At 64.5% G+C, this 18372-nt stretch carries 12 protein-coding genes; 4 read left to right on the top strand and 8 right to left on the bottom strand.

Going from position 1 to position 18372, the window contains the following annotated elements:
- Positions 1-18: 18 nt before the first annotated feature.
- The 4 genes from P3T40_RS32220 (at position 19) to P3T40_RS32235 (ending at position 3976) form a co-directional block, all read left to right on the top strand.
- Entirely contained in the window at positions 19-672 is a 654-nt protein-coding gene (locus P3T40_RS32220; protein ID WP_429271767.1) for a LysE/ArgO family amino acid transporter, read from the top strand.
- Between the two features lie 105 nt (positions 673-777).
- Complete coding sequence (locus tag P3T40_RS32225) at positions 778-1686, top strand: LysR family transcriptional regulator (RefSeq protein ID WP_429271768.1); 909 nt, start codon at positions 778-780, stop codon at positions 1684-1686.
- A 119-nt stretch (positions 1687-1805) separates the two neighbouring features.
- Positions 1806-2996, top strand: coding sequence for a CaiB/BaiF CoA transferase family protein (locus P3T40_RS32230; RefSeq protein WP_429271769.1), 1191 nt, complete (start codon positions 1806-1808; stop codon positions 2994-2996).
- Between the two features lie 23 nt (positions 2997-3019).
- Positions 3020-3976, top strand: coding sequence for a hydroxymethylglutaryl-CoA lyase (locus P3T40_RS32235; protein ID WP_429271770.1), 957 nt, complete (start codon positions 3020-3022; stop codon positions 3974-3976).
- Positions 3977-3981: 5 nt separating this feature from the next.
- Here the strand turns inward: P3T40_RS32235 and P3T40_RS32240 are convergent, their stop codons facing one another.
- The 8 genes from P3T40_RS32240 to P3T40_RS32275 form a co-directional block, all read right to left on the bottom strand.
- Positions 3982-4884 carry an endo alpha-1,4 polygalactosaminidase gene (locus P3T40_RS32240; RefSeq protein ID WP_429271771.1) on the bottom strand — a complete coding sequence of 301 codons (903 nt, stop codon included), beginning with the start codon at positions 4882-4884 and terminating at the stop codon, positions 3982-3984.
- 19 nt (positions 4885-4903) lie between these two features.
- Positions 4904-6277 carry an exopolysaccharide Pel transporter PelG gene (pelG, locus tag P3T40_RS32245; RefSeq protein ID WP_429271772.1) on the bottom strand — a complete coding sequence of 458 codons (1374 nt, stop codon included), beginning with the start codon at positions 6275-6277 and terminating at the stop codon, positions 4904-4906.
- The gene (gene pelF / locus P3T40_RS32250) at positions 6277-7905 is read right to left on the bottom strand and encodes a GT4 family glycosyltransferase PelF (protein WP_429271773.1); all 1629 of its coding nucleotides are present in this window, start codon (positions 7903-7905) and stop codon (positions 6277-6279) included. Before pelF ends, pelG begins: the two co-directional genes overlap by 1 nt.
- On the bottom strand, positions 7902-8915 hold the full coding sequence (locus tag P3T40_RS32255) for a tetratricopeptide repeat protein (RefSeq protein ID WP_429271774.1): 1014 nt from the start codon (positions 8913-8915) through the stop codon (positions 7902-7904). Before P3T40_RS32255 ends, pelF begins: the two co-directional genes overlap by 4 nt.
- Positions 8908-10356: a PelD GGDEF domain-containing protein gene (locus tag P3T40_RS32260; protein WP_429271775.1), complete on the bottom strand. Its 1449-nt coding sequence runs from the start codon at positions 10354-10356 to the stop codon at positions 8908-8910. Before P3T40_RS32260 ends, P3T40_RS32255 begins: the two co-directional genes overlap by 8 nt.
- Before the next feature lie 49 nt (positions 10357-10405).
- Complete coding sequence (locus P3T40_RS32265) at positions 10406-10957, bottom strand: penicillin-binding protein activator LpoB (protein WP_429271776.1); 552 nt, start codon at positions 10955-10957, stop codon at positions 10406-10408.
- Positions 10958-11070: 113 nt separating this feature from the next.
- Positions 11071-15066 (bottom strand): tetratricopeptide repeat protein, encoded by a 3996-nt coding sequence (locus P3T40_RS32270; protein WP_429271777.1) that lies wholly within the window; start codon positions 15064-15066, stop codon positions 11071-11073.
- A complete protein-coding gene (locus tag P3T40_RS32275; RefSeq protein WP_429271778.1) occupies positions 15056-17773 on the bottom strand; it encodes a sugar ABC transporter in 2718 nt (905 codons plus the stop codon). The genes P3T40_RS32270 and P3T40_RS32275 overlap by 11 nt, the downstream gene beginning before the upstream one ends.
- Positions 17774-18372: the final 599 nt, after the last annotated feature.

Below are 18372 nucleotides of genomic sequence, written 5' to 3' on the forward strand. Positions count from 1 at the left end.
CCGTCTACTGGATCTCTTATGGATTGGCTCGCTTTCTCCCACGGAGCGGCGCTGTGCGCGTCGTTGATCGTGACCATCGGTGCGCAAAACGCCTTCGTTCTGCGGCAAGGCATCATGCGCTCGCACATCGGCAAAATCGTGCTGCTCTGCACGTTATCGGATTTCATCCTGATCGCGGCGGGCGTCGGCGGCGCCTCAGTGCTGGTGGAGCGCTATCCGGTGTTCGTCCACACCATGCTGTACGTTGGGCTTGCCTACCTCGCGTGGTTTGGCTTCAATGCGCTGCGCCGCGCGGTACGGCCCGGCCATGCGGTGCTGGATGTCAACGCGCCGGGCGACGCGGCCTCGGGCAACCCCGCCTCCACCGCACCCGCGTCGTCTGCCCAACGCGCCATGCCTATCATCCTGATGACGCTCGCCTTCACGTGGCTCAACCCGCACGTGTATCTCGACACCTTTCTGCTGATCGGCACCGCGGGCGCCCGTGAAGCGCTGAGCGGCCGGGTCGCATTCGCGCTCGGTGCAATGGCGGTCAGCGCGGTGTGGTTCGTCGGCCTCGGCTACGGTGCCCGAATGCTGGCCCCGCTGTTTCGCCGCGCAACGGCCTGGCGCGTGCTGGACGGCGCCATCGGCAGCATGGTCCTGCTGCTCGCCGTTACACAGTTACGCTAACCACACCAATAAGCAAAGGCCCTCGGGAGCGATAGACAGGGCCAAAAGCGGGACGGAAGCCGTAAAATCGGGCTTCCGTCCCGCTTTTTTTCATTGCCCGCCCTCATGGTCAATCCGACGCACTTCGATCTGCACTCTCTGCGCGTCTTTCTGACGGTCGCCGAAACCGGCAGCCTGACCCGTGCGGCTGAGCGCAGCCACATGACGATCTCCGCGATCAGCAAACGCATCGCCGACCTCGAACGGGCCACAGATTGCGCGCTGCTGGTGCGCCATCCACGCGGCGTCGAACTCACGCCGGCTGGCCAGGGACTCCTGACCCACGCGCTGCAGGTGCTCGACCAGGTCAACCGGATGGCGAGCGAAATGAGCGACTTCGCGGTCGGCGTGCGCGGCCACGTGCGGATCTGGGCCAACACCTCGGCCATCGTGCAATTCCTGCCCACCGACCTGCAGCGCTTTCTGGCCGACAACCCCAGCGTTAGGATCTCGCTCGAGGAGCGCCTGAGCGGCGAAGTGATCGAGGCGCTCGGCGCGGGCCGCGCCGATCTGGGTGTATTCGCGGACAACGTGCCCGCGCCGATGGTGGACAAACGCCTGTACCGGCGCGACCGGCTGGTTCTACTCGTCCCCGCGGGTCATGCGCTAGCCGACATGAAGCAGATCGCCTTTGCCGACACGCTCGACTACGACTATGTCGCCCTGGCCAGCGGCAGTTCGCTGCTGCTGCGCATGATGGACGCCGCCCTCGCCGCCGAGCGTCCGTTGCGGCTGCGCATCCAGATGCGCAGTTTCGACGGCATCTGTCGGATGATTGAAGCGGGCCTCGGCATCGGCATGCTGCCCGCGACGGCCCTGCGCCCGGAAATCCTCGCCGCAGGCCTGCGCGCGGTGCAATTGACGGACGCCTGGGCCGAACGCACGTTGTGGATTGGCGCGAAGGACGCAGAGGCGCTCACGCCGGAAGCGGCAAAGCTGTTCGAATTCATGGCGGGCGTGCCTGCGGCAGACTGAGCGTCGCCCCGCTTCGCCCTTTCTCGCGAGGAAAGGGTCCGTGAACATTCCGACATTCCCAACGCCGCCGCGCTGCGTCACTATCCTGTTCAACGGCACACACTGGATGGAGACGAAGCATGGCTGGACCGCTCGACGGGATCCGCGTCCTCGAACTCGGACAACTGATTGCCGGCCCGTTCGCGAGCCGCCTGCTCGCCGAATTCGGCGCCGACGTCATCAAGGTCGAACCGCCCGGCACGGGCGATCCGCTGCGCAAATGGCGCATGCTGCACGAGGGCACCTCGGTCTGGTGGGCCTCGCAGTCGCGCAACAAGCGCTCGGTGACGCTCGACCTGCGCGACCCTGAGGGTCAGGCAATCGCACGGCGCCTCGCAGCCGAAGCCGATGTCATGATCGAAAACTTCCGCCCCGGCGCGCTCGAAGGCTGGGGTCTCGGCTGGGACACCCTGCATGAACTGAACCCCAAGCTCGTGATGCTGCGCGTGTCGGGCTACGGCCAGACCGGCCCCTATCGCGACCTGCCCGGCTTCGGCGTGATCGGCGAGGCAATGGGCGGGCTGCGTCATCTGACCGGCGAACCCACCCGCACCCCCGTGCGGGTGGGCGTATCGATCGGCGATTCGCTGGCGGCCTTGCATGGCGTGATCGGCATTCTGCTTGCACTGCGCCATCGCGACCAGCAAGGCGGCGAAGGCCAGATGATCGACGTCGCGCTGTACGAGTCGGTCTTCAACATGATGGAAAGCCTGTTGCCCGAATACTCGGTGTTCGGCGCTGTGCGCCAGGCGGCGGGCAGCAGCCTGCCGGGCATCGCGCCCTCCAACGCCTATCGCTGCCGGGATGGCAAATTCGCATTGATTGCGGGCAATGGCGACAGCATCTTCCGCCGCCTGATGGAGGTGATCGAGCGCCCCGATCTCGCCGCCGACCCGGCGCTCGCGCAAAACGACGGCCGCGTGGCGAACGTCGAACGGCTCGACGCCGCCATCGGCGCGTGGACCGCGCAGCACTCGCTCGATGACGTGCTGGCCCGCCTGAACGAAGCGCGGATTCCGGCCGGCAAGATCTACGACGTCGCCGATATCGCCACCGACCCGCATTACCGCGCCCGCGACATGATCCTCGACAGCACGCTCGACGACGGCACGCCGGTGCAACTGCCGGGCGTGCTGCCCAAACTCAATGCCACGCCCGGCACGGTGCGCTCACGCGCTCCGGCGCTTGGCGAACACACGGATGAAGTGCTCGCCTCGCTCGGCCTCGATGATGCCCAACGTGCCGCCCTGCGCGAGCGCGGCGTCATCTAACCGATACCTTCAGGAGTCCAACAATGAGCGCCATCCGCCCTCGCCTCTATATCCAGGAAGTCGCCACCCGCGACGGCTTCCAGAACGAAGCCCGCTTCGTCGAAACCGACGATAAGGTTGCCCTGATCGACCGTCTGAGCGCCTGCGGCTTCGCCAAGATAGAAGTCACCTCGTTCACCTCGCCGCGTGCGATTCCGGCGCTGCGCGATGCGGAAGCCGTGATGCACCGCATCGTGCGCGCACCGGGCGTCGTCTACACTGTGCTGGTGCCGAACGTGCGCGGCGCCGAACGCGCGCTGTCGTGCGATGTCGATGAGGTCAACCTCGTTATGTCGGTCAGCGAAACCCACAACCGCGCCAATCTACGCATGAGCCGCGAAGAATCGTTCGCACAACTGCGCGATGTGATCGAGGTGGTCAGCAAAACCCGGGTGGCGATCAACGTGTCGCTGTCGACCGCTTTCGGTTGCCCGATGGAGGGCGATGTCCCCGAAGACGAAATCCTCGGCTGGGTTGGGCGTTTCGCGGAGCTTGGCGTGCATGGTGTCACGCTGTGCGACACGACCGGCATGGCCTATCCGAACCAGGTACGGCAACTGGCGCAACGCACGCGCGACCAGTTCGCCAGACTCGAAACCACTTTGCACTTTCACAACACGCGCGGCATGGCGCTCGCCAATACGATGGCGGCGCTGGACGCGGGCATCGACCGCTTCGACGCCTCGCTCGGCGGTCTCGGCGGCTGTCCCTACGCGCCCGGCGCGAGCGGCAACGTCTGCACGGAAGAGCTCGTGCATATGCTGGAGTTGAATGGCTACGACACGGGGGTTGATTTGACCCGGGCGCTGGAAGCGTCCGCGCACTTGCCGGGGCTGATCGGCCACGATGTGCCGAGCCAATTGCTCAAAGCCGGCCGGCGGCTCGATCTGCATCCCGCGCCCGAGGCTGGCGAGCAAAGGCCACCCGTTTCGGGACGTTGACAGGGTCATCTCTCTGCGCGCCCTACCCCAACGGTTTGCAACGCGCCGTCCGTCACGTACGGCACCAGCCCATCCTTGCAGATCTTCTGCACCGTATCGCGCGCGCACTGCTCATCGCCCGGCGCACAGTAGTCGATCGAGATCACCGGCAAGCGGTACTGTTCACGGATGATTCTGGCTTGCCCGAGCAGCCAGTCGCGATCCGCCAGCGGCACCTGTGTATAGCTTTGCTTCGCCTGGTCCCAGCCGCTATAGAGCGATTCGAACGCCACCGCGTACACCAGTTCGTGCACCTGCGGCAGGATCTCGAAGCCCCGGTTGAACATGAGCATCGCGCGCGGATAGCGCGCCTTGATCGCGCGAATCACCGCCACCAGTCCCGCCTGCTGGCGCTGGCGGTCCGCGTCGGTTTTGGCGATCAACTGATACGAATCGAGCGTGTCGAGAAAGAAGCCGCGATAGCCTTTGCGCCACAGCGGGGCAATCACCTGCTTCACGTAAAACGCCGGCCAGCCGGGAGCGTCCTGATCGACGACCTTCGACTCCCACGCAGCGTTGTGTCCGACGAGCCACTCCTTCGGCATCGCCGCGTAATACGGGCGTTGCGGCGTCACTTCGCCGACGCTGACATACGCGAACCAGGCGGTGTGGCCGCCGTGTTGAGCCTCTGGGTCGAAGCCGCTATCCGGTTCGACCACTACCGCATCGAACTCGGACAAGGCCGCAACCGGCACCTGCCCGCCATAGAAGAACGCCACGGAAGGCTGCGCGGAAGCATTCGTTGCACTGGCGGCATTGCTGGCCGCATCGGCCGCCGTCTGGGCCTGCGCGAGCGGCACCATCCCGGCAGCCGTGCCGAAGCAGGCTACCCAGGCAGCAAAGCGGCACAGCGCGCGCACCATGAACATCCGCATCCTACGTGATCAGTTAGTTATGCAGCATGTAGGTTTCGTATTCGAGCTTGGCGAACTTGCGGTCCAGCGTCAGCACGGCGCCGACCACCAGAATCAGCAGCGCCAGCGCGAAGCCATAACCATAGGCATTGGGGCTCATCTGCAGCGTGATCCACGTGAGCACGCCGTTGAGCACCACGAAAGCAACGCATAGCCTCAACACCGTGCGCCGCGCGTCCAGATAGAAGAACACGTTCAGGAGACCCAGCAGTACCACCTGCAGGCTGGCCGCAATCACGTCGACGGTCAGGAGCGGCATATAGAGCGGCGAAATATGCAGCGCCTCCAGGATGTTCTGGCCGAAGGCGACAATCAGCAGCAGCGCGACGACCTGAATCTTGATGATTTCATACAGGCCCGCGCGCACGCTGCCGACCATCATGTCGCGCATATCGTTGATGTGGCGCAGCGTCGCGCCGCTGCGCACAGCATCGTAGAAGGCGTCGTAATACTCGACGAAATCCGCCTCGATGCGCACCAGAAACGTCGCCATGCCGGGCATCACGCACACATAAGCGATGAACACGGGGATGTCGTAGATCACCGAAGCATGCAGCGGTCCGATGACCGGCGCGCCAGTGCCAGGCGCGTACCAGAACATGAACTTGTCGAGCCACACGCCGAGATTGAAAAACAGCCCCACCAGCGCGAGCGTCGGATAAGCGAAGCGCCTGTCGAACACCTCGAACGAGATCAGACGGCCGCTGCGGTAGTTGCTGTAAATCAATCCGGACAGGCCGCCAAGCAATATCAGATGCCCCGCTACGAAACCGCCGAGCAGCCCCGGCAGACCATGCCGGTTGAGCATCAGGGCAAACGTAACCGTGCAGCCGTAGCCGATCAGAAACACAAACAGGATCTGCCGGTACTGCTTGACGCTCGAGAGAAAGATCACGGCGATCCAGATGTTGCTGACCACCACGAACCCCGCCACCATCAACACGCGATAGGCCAAAGGTTCGCTCCTGAACCCCAGCGACATCGCAACCACACCGACCAGTCCGGAGGCAATCGTGCTGACGAGCACGACGCCGTTGTAGTTGGACAGCACCAGATCGTCGCGCTTTTCGAACAGGCGGTCGGAGATGAAGCGCGTGAACGACAGCTGCAGCGGTCCGGTCAGGATCAGGCTAAGCGAGATCAGGTACGTGACCGACACCTGAAACTGCACGATCGCGTACTTCGGTATCACGAACGCGAGGCTCATCACGCCGATGATCAGGATGCCGAAGATCGACAGAATCAGCGGCCCCGAACTGATCAGGCCCGCGTACGCATACGCACGGGCGACGCCGAACAGCGTCTGGTGCTTGAGGATCTTGCGTAGTTCGAAACCAATCCCGGCCATTAGCGTGTCTCCCCGGTTTGAGCGGCAGGCGCTCCGGCTGGCGCACCGTGATTTACCGGACAGACACCGGCGGCGCCACCGCGCTTGCGTTGCTGAGCGTCGGGCGCGGCTGCGAGCTGGTTGTACAGGGCCTGGTAACTGTCGGTCATCTGCGCTTTCGTATAGTAGCGGCGCACGCGCTCGAGTCCGGCCTGCTGCGCGGCCTGCCAGCGAGTGTCGTCGTTCAGCAGCGCCACCACGGCTTGCGCGAACGCCGCCGGATTGGCAATCTGCACGACTGAGCCCGCGCTACCAAGCGCACGGTCCTCGTCGCTGAAACCTTCGATCATCTGGCGGCACGCGCCCACATCCGTCGTAATGGACGGAATGCCGGCCGCGAAACCTTCCAGCACGACCAGCGGCAGCGCCTCGCTAATCGAGGTTAGCGCAATCACGTCGATCTTCGGCAGCACCGCGTCGATGCGCTGAAAACCGAGGAATTTCACGTTCTCGGCGAGCCCCAGGCTCTCCACCAGTGCGCGGCACTCGAGCGCGTAAGCCGGGTCCTCTTCTTCCGGCCCGATGATCCAGCCTTCAATATCGGGCATGCTGCGCGAAGCCACGAACATGGCGCGGATAAACGTCTTGATGTCCTTGATAGGCACGACGCGGCCAATCAGCGCCACCACCCGGTGCCGCCCTTCGACCCGTTGCGCGACGAGCGGCGCGAGGCCATCCACGTCGACGCCGTTCGGGATGCTGCGCGTACGCTCGGCGGCGGCGCCGTCGGCGACCTGGCGCTGGCGGTTCGCCTCGTACAACGCCACGATCTCATCGGCGGCGTCGTACGCAAGCTTGCCGATCGCTTCGAAAAAACGCACCCACAGCTCGCGAAAATAGCTGATGCGCGAAATGTCGCGCTCGAACGCGCCGCGGTTGTCGCGAATCCACTGGCTTTGCAACAGGTCGATCTTGCGTTCTTTCGTATAGATGCCGTGCTCGGAAATCAGCAGCGGGCGCCCGGTACGGTAGTGCAGGAGCGCGCCCAGAAAACCCGCGTACCCCGTCGAAATCGTGTGATAAACGCGCGCCGGGATCAGTTTTTCGGCGACGTTCGCCAACTGCCACAGCGGCTTGTGCATGATGCGCACGGTCCAGAAGTAGTCGGTAAACGATGGGTCAGTACAGTATTTGTCGTACTGCTCGACAATGAACTCCCACGACTGGCGGCTTGCCAGAAACTGCGCCTCGTTGAGCGCACCGTGTTCGCCGAGCGTCGGCACCATCTCGGCCATCAACGCCCCAACGTCTGCGCCGCGCACGCCGCGCAACGCGGCGTGCAGTTCGGCCGACTTCGCAAACGCCGCCGCATCGCCTTCGATCTCGCGAGGCCGCTGTGCGTCTGCCGCCGCCCGCTCGTACAGGTAATGCGTCTCGAAGTGCACGACGTTATCGGGCAACGCGTAGGCCGCGCCGTTGTAGTCCTGCTCGCGGCTGCCGATAAAGACGATCGCAAAGCGCGTCTGCGGATACGCTTTCAGCATTTCATTGACCCAGCTCGACACCCCGCCGCGCACAAACGGAAAGGTGCCTTCCAGCAGCAGGCAGACATCGGCATCGGCGGCGCGCCGCATCAGGGACTCTTTCATGATGACCAGTAAGTCACAACAGGTTTGAGCGTCGGCAGCGCCGCGGCATTGCCGAGCGTCGCGAGCCATTGGCCGGTCTGGGCGTACTCGCCGCGCAGGAACGCCACTTCGGCGAGCCACGGAATCAGCCGTTCGCGCGGAAAGCCCAGTTCGAGGGCGCGTTCCATGTACTCGCCAGCTTCATCGGGCTTGCCCTCAGCCAGCGCGAGGCGGCCGCGAATCAGCCAAAGCGCCGCGTCCTTCTCGTCGATCGCAAGCGCGGCGCGTGCGTAGCGGTCGGCCTGTTCGAGCGTATGGCGATACACCGCGCCCTGCACGAGGTTCTGATAGACCAGTTCGAAATACAGTTCAGCGAGACGCCGGTTGATCGCATGCCGCTCGCCGTCGTCCTTCGCCTGCTCCAGCGCTTTACCGGTCGTGAAGATCTTTTGCATGATCTCGTTCTCGGCCTGGTCGAGCGTGCCGTAGGCGATCAGACGCACGTCCTCGATCGGATCGGCCAGCAGGTCGCGCAACAGGGTGCCCGTGGTGCGGGTAGGCATGCTCTGGATCGCGACGAGTGCGGTGAGCCGGTCGGTGGACGAGACCTGCGTGTTGACGAGGCGCGCCTGCAGACGGGCGCCGCCGCCGTGCGAAACACGCGAGACGAGGTAGGTGACGAACTCGGGACGCGGCACGTCGGCCAGTTGATCGCTGTCTCTCGTGCCTGGCCACCACGCTGCCCAGATGCAGCTCGCCAGCAGAACAAAGCCGGCGCCCAGCGGCACGAACGTACACAGCACCCACAGCAAGAGCAGCGTCCAGAGACGCGGTTCGCGGTAGCGCGACGGCAGCATCTGGCGCAACAGCAGCGCCTGCACGATCGCCACCAGCGCCTGAACGACAAAGCCGGCGAGCAGCGGATCGATGCCGGCTGGCGCATGCAGGGAGCTCTCGTACGCTACGTACTCCACCAGCACGTAGCCCGCGAACAGCAGCACGTTGACGAGGGCGGAGATGAGCTTAGACATCGAGGCCGCTTCGCTTCAGAAGACGCTGCAACGCCGGACCCGGCTCCATGGCGCCCAGGTGCAGCGTATGAACGCCGACGCGGGCACTCTCCAGATCCAGATTGAACTGGGCCGAGAGGCTGGTTTCGATACGGGCAAGGAAACCGTCGATGCCGGTCGTGTCGGTTGCCGGCATCAGATTGACCAGCACCGATTGCGACGCCGTTTGCACCGGCCACATCAAATCGAGCGCACGGCGGCGGCGAATCACATGTGCGAACAGCGAGTCGCCCGCTTCGTCGCGCGGGAACGCCAGCGCGACCATCGACGAAGCAATACCGGCGTCGCGCTGCAGACGCGTGAGGCGTCCAAGGTCGAGCGCAAAGTCGTACGGACAGCCAGGCACCACGTTGAGGATGCCCTCCACGAGGCTCGAGTGCTCCACGCCGTCCGCGTAATAGCCGAGCAGCACCAGCAGCAGTTGCAGGTTATCGAAGTTCAGCGACAGGAACGGCATGCGCTTGATCACCAGCACTGCCAGCAACTGACCGTCTGCGCTCACCAGCGGCGCGCACACGAGGTACTGCGACTGGGCGGCGGGAATGTCTTCGCTTTTCAGGTGAGCAACGCTCATCGTGCTCATCGCGTGAGTGACCAGTTCGTCGTCTGGCGCGAGCGCGAAGTCATCGCCCACGCGCGCCGCGGCCTGCGTGCCGACCCGGCCGTGAAGCACAGGGAACAGCGCCGCGACTTCAATCTGGCATACCTGGGCCACGAATTCGAGCAGGCCATGCGCGCCCGGCAAGGCCCGCAATGGTGCGGATGGCGCGGCCTGTGCCGCCACACTCCCCTGCGTCCCGGAGGTGTCCGGGCTCACGCTCTCTCCCAGCACCGACAGGCGCCGCAACTCGGTAATCGAATCGCGCAGCGTGGTCGGCTTCGACAACAGATCCTTCTCCAGCCGCTCATGCGACAGGCGCATCAGATAGTGGCTGTTGGTGATCGCCACGAGGCGGTCGTTCAGATAGTCGTTGATCGTCGAAGCCCGGGCGGCGCGATTGCCCCACGTGTCGCCGAAGTGACCCGCGACGATGGTCTGCAGCAGGCCGCCGGTGAAGAACATCAGTGGCCACGCCTGCCCGTGGCTTGCGCCGAGCAGATACCACGCGCCCACCACCATCGCGCTCGCGAGCAGACCGAGCAGCGTGCCATAACGCAACCCGATAATGAACGGCGCGAACCACAGCCACGGAAAACCCGAATTCAACAGCAACGGATCCGCACGGTCGAGCGCCCAACACAGCCCGAGCACGACGAGCATGAAGACGACCGTTTCGACGATAGCGAAGGGTCTGGTGGCGGCAGGCGCCACCAGACGCCGCATGGCGCTGAGATTGCCAAACGGATTCGAATGACGCGGTTTCGACGCGGTAGCGCCGGATTGCGCGGTAGCGGTATTCACGGCCTGTACCTCATGACGGAGCGGATTGCAGATGACGGCGCGCCATCGCTCACGAACGGGCGTGCAGCGGAGCGAGCAGGCCACCAATCAGCGTGTTGGCCACATTCGACAGGCTCGAGCGGCTCCAGCCACTGCGCGTACCGGTAGCACTCCACACGACCTGGCCCGATGCGACATCGATCAGTTCGAACGTGAGGCCAGCCACCGGCTCGCCGTCGACACCGACCTTGTAGCGCCACTCTTCGACCGCACCGGTCAGCACGTACTTGATGTGCTGATCGCGCGCCCAGCCCAGTTGCTTCTCGCCGGTGTCGCGCTGCGCGGTGTCGAACATGGCGGTGTTCGCGCCGTCGACCGGTGCCAGGCGTACATCCGCGAAGCCGTTCGCGCGCAACACGTTGGCGGCGATCGCAGAGGCGCTGCCGCCAGCGGCCGGCGTCTCGGTGAAGTTCGCCAGCGACACCACCGCAACGGAATCCTGCGACGTCAAAGCCGGCATGCCGGTCTGCCGGATCGAGCTGCATGCGCCGAGCAACAGCGCGCAGGCCGCCAACGCGGCGGACCAGCCGGCCATACGGGACCATCCTTTCGTCTTGCTCATCGAACCACTCCTCAGTTATATCGTCGTTCTTTGCCGAATTCGTAGCTTTTGCCTACGTTATCTACGTCACATGCGCGTGGCGGCAAACCCTGCCGCCCGCCCCCAAACCCGGATCAATAAAACCAGTTGTAGCGGGCGCCGATCACCGTCACCGGCGTGCCGAGCCGCGACACGCTCTGGTGCTGGAAATACAGTGCCAGGTGATCGCCGCCGAACACCGAACCCGCGAGCCCCAGGCTGATGTCAGGTCCCCAGCCCTGCACCGAATTGTGCAGGATGCCGATATCGAAGAACGGCCGCCATGCATGCGTGTACTGATCGAGCAGGTCGTTGCCGAAGCCGAAGTACAAGCCGTACTGCCAGTAGCTTTCCGGCAGGAAGTCCCCCGCGAGAGCCGGTTGCAGTGCCGCCGGTTCGAGCCGCGAGATCAGGCTGTCGGCACCGCCGCTCGCACCATAACCGCCGTGCTCGCCGACCAGACGCAACGTGTAATCGGGGTAGCCCGTGCGGATCCGGTAGGCGATTTCGCCGTTTTCCAGCAGTCCGCTACCAATGTAATCGCGTGCCTGGCTGTAGAAGCGGTCGCCTTCGATGCTGCCCGTCATCGTGAGGCGCTGGGTCGCGCGCCACGTGAAGTCGCCGACCACGTTGTCCTTCATGCCGCCGACCTGGAGGAACTGGTCCTCGTCCGCTACCTGGTTGCGGCCAGCGTGCACGCCGAACTGCAGGTCCGAGTTGCGACCCGTTTCCGCCGCGAGTTGCAGCGTGTAGAAACTGTCGAGCGCATCGCGGCGGCCCGCCGTTATGCTGGCCGCGGAGTCGACCGTTTGCCGCTGCAGGAAGAAGCTGAGCGAGCGGTCGACAGATGGCACGTTGACGAGTTGGGTCACATCCGTCGAGTGCTGGAAGTTCTGCAATTCCGTCACGCCGATCAGGTAGTGATCGGCGATTTTCCGGCTTCCGGCCAGCGTCTGCGCGACGTAGTCGAGCGGATGTTCGACGTTGTTCACGACGCTCGCATCGATCGATTGCGGCCAGTCGAGCGTGGTCTCGGTGAGGTGCGTATGGATGTCGGTGTTGTCGGGAGCGCCCTCGAGCCCGTTGAACGCGAGCTGCTGCGCACGGCCCTGCCGGTCGGTTGCAACCGCGGCATCGATGCGATCGTCCAGCGGTAGCCGCGAGCGCTCCTGCGCGAGCAGTTGTTCCATCGCGGCGGTATCGTTTTCCGCAAGCGCGATCGTGAGGCGCGCATCGGCCGGCTGAGCGAGGCGCGCCGCGTATTGCTGGGCGAGCCAGCGCTTCGCGAGAGGATTGCCTTCGTGGGACAACGCCCACGCGATGGCGACGTCCTTGGCGACTGCTTCGCGCAACCGGTTATTCTGCTGGGTGTCGATGCCGGCATCGGGTCCCGCGCCGGGCAGGCCCTTAGCGGTGCCAAGCAACGTACGGCGCGCGAACTTCACACTATCCGACGATTGGGTGCCGGCCAACAGATCGTTCAGCATGGCGGCCGAGTCGTCGCCGGTCTGGAAATCCGATGAGAGCGTCACGCGCCGGCCGCGGATGTCCGCGAGCGTTTCAGCATCCTGTCCGGACCGGCCTCGCTGCGCGGCACGTGCCGCGCCGTGCAGCTTGGCCAGCGCCGCTTCGTCCTGCTGCAATTGCTGCCACACCTTATGGCGGATCGACCAGGCAAGGTCGGGCCGGCCCGCCAGTTCCTCTGCATCGGCGTAAGTCATCAGCCACAGCGGATCGCGCGACAACGAAGCCGACTCGCGCCGCAGATAGTCAAGCGCGAGCACCGGACGGCTCAGGCGCATCTCGGCGGCTGCGTACGGTTCCCATAGCACGGCACTTCTGTCTTCTGTGCCACGCCAGCGTTTCAAGGTCGCATCCAGCTCCGCGTCGGTGCCATAGTCGATCAGGGTCCACAGATAGGCCGCACGCAGGTCCGCAGTCGCGCCAGGCAGATCGACGGCGTGCTTCAGATCGTCGAGCGCCTTCGCGGGCTGATCGGTCAGCCGGTAGTATTCGGCTCGCACCCCGAGCACGCCCGGGGACGCGAGCGCTTCCTTGCGTTCCTGCGCTGTGAGGCTCGCCAGCAACGCGGCCACACGGTCGAGCGCCTGCGCGTCGGTGTAGTAGTAGATCGCGTTTTGCAGCGCACGCGGTGTTTGATCGCGGCGGTACTGCAATTCGGCAATCCGTGCTGCATCGATCGGATACGGATCGAAGAAATACGTCATGTCACCGAGGTCTTCCGGCGTCGTGTCGCCACCGGCGAGAAGATGGCGGTACGCTTCGTTCGCATCGGCGTCATGCTGCAACAGTCGCGCGAGTTCGGCGTAGTTTCGCCAGTAGTCCGTATCGCTGTCTTTCGCGGTGCTGCGTGCGCTTTGCAGTGCCGCGAACGAGGCACGGTAGTCACCCTCGCGATACAGCACGCTCGCCGTACGCAGCGCCGCGCCCGCGTTGCCGGGGTCGCGCACCTGCACGGCGCGGTACGCTGCGAGCGCCTGATCGTCGTGGCCAGCGCGTTCGGCGAGCGCGCCGATACGCTGATCGACGGCGTCGGCGTTGCGCCCGCGCGGCAAACCGCGCAGAAACGCGAGGCCGTCATCCGGCCGACCAAGCCGCTCGTAGGTCGCGATCACGTTGTCGACCAGCTTCAGATCGTCGGGCGATGCCTGTGCCTGATGAACGAGGGCCGCAAGATAAGCATCGTCGTCGTCGAGCATCGGCGCGATGCGCAGCACGTTTTGCCAACCAACCGGATCGTTCGACAGTTTTGCGTAGTCGAGCCAGGAATTCAGCGCGAGCATCGGGTTGCGGTCCCACTCCGCGGTCTGCGCCAGGCGCTTCGTCCACAGAACCGAGCGCGGATCGCGCTGCACCTGCTGCTGGGCGATTTTCTCGGCATTCGCGAGATCACCTGATTCGACGAACGACTGAAACACGAGGTCGGCTACCTTCGGGTCCTTGGCGTTACCCTGCGCGACGACTTCGGAGGTCGGCCTGGCTGCCGCAGCCGGCGCGGCCGCCACGGCCGCCGAGGCCAGCGCCAGCGCCGGCGCCGGGTTCGAAGCGCTGCTCGCGGCGACCCGGATCACGTGCACACCGGCTCTGCTATCTAGCGACCGCACATGCGGCGTGCCCCACCACTCGGTCGCTTCGCGCATGCTCACCGTCGCGAAACCATGGCGCGACGCAAGCGGACCATCCATATAGGCATACGCCGGCTGTGACGGCTGCACTTGCGGCTGCGCCTGCGCGTAGCGCGCGAGCATCTTCGCGTATTGATCGACGCGATCGGGCCGGTTGGCGGCGCGCGCGAGATTGAGCAACACGACGAGGGTAGCCGGATCGGTATCAAGCGCGCCGAGATGGGCATCGGCTGCCGCGAGTGCGTCGCTTAACAGATTGCCTGACTGCAACGTGCGAATCCCCGCAATGAAACAGCGCCGCTGCTCTTCCCGCGTCTTCGCCACGGCCTGCTGGCGGAACCAGGCGTCGGCCGCGGCGTGATAGTCACCCGTCTCCAAAGCGTACCGTGTGATCTGCGTATCCCAGCGCTCGCGGCCTTCAGGATCGCCCGCCGAAAGCCGCGTGTAGAGTTGCAGCGCCACATCGGGCAAGCCAACCGCAGCGCTGCGCTGTGCCAGCCATTCGAGATCCTTCGGCGCCCACGGCAAGCGTGCGGCCTGCGTCAACTGCTCGCGCAGACTCGCGAGCGCGGGGCCGCGGCGAGGATCGTCCTCGGGAATCGCAAACGTGCGCTGCTCGGCGATCGACAGCCGCAGCATCATCGCAGCCAGGCGCATGTGGCTCGAACCGAGCGCCTCCATCCGCGCGGCCACCTGCTCGGCATCGTCAGTACGGCCAAGCGACGCGTACTGCGCACCTAGCAGCGTGAGGAATTCCTCGTTCTTCGGCTGGACCTTCGACCAGGCTTCGAGGTAGGCGGCACTCAGATCACTCGGCGCCCCCACCGAGGCCACCCGCTTCTCCAGCCCACCGCGCGGCGCCGATGCGAGCATCGTCAGCGGCACCACGGCAGCGAGCACCAGGACGAGCCATGTCGGGGCGATACGTGGACGCTCATCCCGCACAGTTGACCTCGACCGGTTGATAGTTCATCTGCAAGGCCGCACTCGCGGGCGTTTCGAAACGCAGGGACGCGCCGCTACGCTGTATGGCCAGTGGCCGGCCGGCAACCTGGACACTGCACGTGCCAGCGTTTGCGAGTTGGACAAACGGCTGGTAATAACCACCAAACTCAAATGCAACACCGTGCGATGTACGTCTGAATTGACGGACATAACCGTTGGCCACGGCGATGTACGGCAGTTGTGCATTCGCCGTCTGCGCCGCGTTGGCCTGTGTGAGCGCCACTGCCGCGGCACCGTCGGCGAAGTGGATGTACGTGCCATCGGAACCCACGTAGTAGCCGGTGACACCTGCCGATGCGCGCAGATCCGGCACGCTGCCCGGGGGCGCACGCAGTTCGCGCACTTCGCCGTCGCCGCGCACTATCCAGTTCGATCCGGCGCTGCCCGCAACGCCAGCCGGCGCGACCGCACGGGCAACCGCGAAGGAACGCCAGTCAAGCACCTTGTGCGTGTAATCGGTGATCCGTACCGGCAGCACCGGCTCTTTCAGCACTGCCGAGAAAATCTGGTCGAGCGCATGCAGCGACGCGACCTTGGTGCCGCTGTACATGTGGTAGTAGATGTCGATCGGCTTGAAGCGCAACGGTTTGTCGGTCAGGTCGAAGGTTTCCAGTACCCGGGTAAAGCCGTAGAACGGGCCGAGCCAGTCGTTGGTGTAAACGTTCTCGTCCTGATTCGGCGCATACACCTGATAGGCACCCGGCCCTTTGTCGACACCGATTGGCGCGATATTGGTCCAACTGTTCGCGCTCTTTGTGATGACCGTGTCCCCGCCATTGATGTTGTCGATGCCCGCCGCGTAGACTTTGCGCACCACGATCGCGGGCGGCTCGCAGTTGCCGGGCCACTGCAGGATGACCGTCTTCTTGCCGGGCGGCGCGAGGCGCGAGTTGATGTAGTCGATCGAGCCATTGATCTCGCGATCGATATTGAACTTGTAGTTCGGGATGTTGAGCGAGAACGCCGTGTCGCCGCCGCCGCGATCGATCCGCTCACCCGTCGTCGCATCGACGTCCTCCCACTCGAACGGGTGAGAATAGGTGTGCGTGCCGATGTCGACGTACGGCAGTGCGAACATTTTGCGTGCTATTTCTTCGAGACGCGGCGAGATCTGCGGATACAGGCCCTTCGCGCCCACTTCGCCTTCAATGACCGACAGGGTCATCGGAATCTTGTAGCGCGTGAAGATCTGTTGATACAGCGCTTCGCCCGAATAGTCTGGCCCGGGGAATTCCACGCGTGACGCGAAGCCGTCGCCGTCCACGTGCGTCATGAAGAGGCGCCGGCCGTTTTCAGTCGTCACGTTCGGAGCGGGCATCTGCTGCAGGCGCAGCGCTGCCGTGAGAAACGACATGGGCTGGATCGCCCAGCGTTCCTGACCGATACCGTTCAACGACACGATCGTGTACGGGTTCATCGCGAAGCCGCCCCACGGCGTGATGGCGACTTCGTCGAGCGTAGCGTTACCCGAGCGCACGCGCAGCAGCGAACGGCTCGCGGCGCCCACCTGAATACCGGTCAGGTCGCGCGGCCCCGGTTTGGGGTCGATCTCGAAGCCGATCATCGGATCTCGCGAGACGATCTGCACCGCGTCGTTGAAGGGGCCGGCAACGGCCAGCAGATCGAGCGCCGTGCCGTCGTCCTGCTCGGCGTCGAAACCAAACTGCCCCATAAATGCGACCGGGACATGCGCCGCCATGCGCGCCTCCACCCAATTGCGCCATGCGTTGCTGTCACGCAGATCGTCACCTTGGAACCAGGCGACGACCCCGGCATACCGATCCGGCGTGATGTCGTTCGGCAACTGGCCGTTGGCGTCGGCGTACTCGACGTCGTACCCAAGATAGTTGAGCGGCGTCGCGAGATCGCGCACGCCCGGCGTTTCGTCTAGCGGCAGACCCGCAGCCGGGTCTTGCACCACCAGAATCTTGCGCGGCAGCACTTCGATCGCCCCCACGCCGACGATATCGCGGGCAGCGTCCGTCACATACGGCACCACGCCCGTCGCCACCACCGTGGCCGCTGTCGCGCGGGCGCAGGCGCGCTCGGTGCGCGGGCAATATTCGAGCGAAACGACCGGCACACCGGTCTGCTGCGTGAATGCGCGGTCGGCGGCGAGACGGCTCGCGCGGGTGGCGTCCGGCACGTCAGCGGGCAGCGTACCGGTCTCGTTGAGACCCCGCACGAGCGAATCGCCCACGACCGCGTACAACGCTTTTGCATGCGGCTGCGCCGTCCGTAGCGCATCCGGGCCCGCGACGACGAGGCGTGCATCAGGATGCGTGGCGCGAATGGCCTCGGCGGCCGCGATCGCCGCCGGCGTGTCGAGCAGGAAACCGCGATAACCGTGCTGCCACAACGGCGCGAGGCTTTGTGCAAAAGCCTCGGACGTCACACCGGAGTCGGCTGGACGCGTGCGGGCAATCCATACGGTATGCGGCAACGGATGCGCCGCCGGATCGAAGCCGCGCGCCGGATCGACCACGACGGCATCGAATGCCTGTAGCAGGTCGACCGGCGGATTAGCGCCGTAGAAGAACGCCAGATTCGGCTGCGCCGGGTGGCCAACGCCCGCGGGCGCATCTCCGGCGTGCGCGGGCTGCCAGGGCGCGAGGCTCGTCGCCAGCACCAACAACACGATCGGCACGGCCGTGCGCCAACCCGGCGCGCTTTTCGCAAGCGTGCCGCCAGTCCGTGCCGATATTGAGCAATTTGGCTTTTTAACCGGAGCGAATATCCGGGTAATCCCCCATGCCAAAGACTCAATAATCGCGTGCCCTGTAATCTGCTTATTGAGTGGCGCCACCCCCAGGGCCTCCACTCGACCGCCGAAAATCGGCGCAATCCTTGTTAGCATCTGATTTCTTATGATCGCTTTGGATGTTTTATTGGCAACCGGCGATGCACGGCCCACCCCGATGGGCCAAATTTACCGATTCGATTCAAAAACCCTGCCGATACCGACCGGCAGCATTCCAGATACGGGAAAAGCAAATGGCTGGATTCACGCTGTTGCAGACAGGATGGATCAAGGTGCGCGAGACACAGGCCGAGACTGAGATTCGGCGCGCATTTTAGCGCGTCCTTTGCGGAAGAAAAGCGGTATTTTTGCAACACATCCCCTCCCAACATCAGTCAGATCAAGGAGTTAGCGGTGAATTGCGAGAACAAGCGGGCACAATGGACCCCGCAAACGTTTTACGTACGTCAAATCGGAAGCTACGCGAACTTCGCATTTGACGATCT

Source organism: Paraburkholderia sp. EB58, assembly GCF_050436665.1.
GTDB lineage: Bacteria > Pseudomonadota > Gammaproteobacteria > Burkholderiales > Burkholderiaceae > Paraburkholderia.

Excerpts from the sequence above, each read along its gene's own strand:
- P3T40_RS32220 (WP_429271767.1), top strand. The coding sequence starts at position 19 with ATGGATTGGCTCGCTTTCTCCCACGGAGCGGCGCTGTGCGCGTCGTTG.
- P3T40_RS32225 (WP_429271768.1), top strand. The coding sequence starts at position 778 with ATGGTCAATCCGACGCACTTCGATCTGCACTCTCTGCGCGTCTTTCTG.
- P3T40_RS32230 (WP_429271769.1), top strand. The coding sequence starts at position 1,806 with ATGGCTGGACCGCTCGACGGGATCCGCGTCCTCGAACTCGGACAACTG.
- P3T40_RS32235 (WP_429271770.1), top strand. The coding sequence starts at position 3,020 with ATGAGCGCCATCCGCCCTCGCCTCTATATCCAGGAAGTCGCCACCCGC.
- P3T40_RS32240 (WP_429271771.1), bottom strand. The coding sequence starts at position 4,884 with ATGTTCATGGTGCGCGCGCTGTGCCGCTTTGCTGCCTGGGTAGCCTGC.
- pelG (WP_429271772.1), bottom strand. The coding sequence starts at position 6,277 with ATGGCCGGGATTGGTTTCGAACTACGCAAGATCCTCAAGCACCAGACG.
- pelF (WP_429271773.1), bottom strand. The coding sequence starts at position 7,905 with ATGAAAGAGTCCCTGATGCGGCGCGCCGCCGATGCCGATGTCTGCCTG.
- P3T40_RS32255 (WP_429271774.1), bottom strand. The coding sequence starts at position 8,915 with ATGTCTAAGCTCATCTCCGCCCTCGTCAACGTGCTGCTGTTCGCGGGC.
- P3T40_RS32265 (WP_429271776.1), bottom strand. The coding sequence starts at position 10,957 with ATGAGCAAGACGAAAGGATGGTCCCGTATGGCCGGCTGGTCCGCCGCG.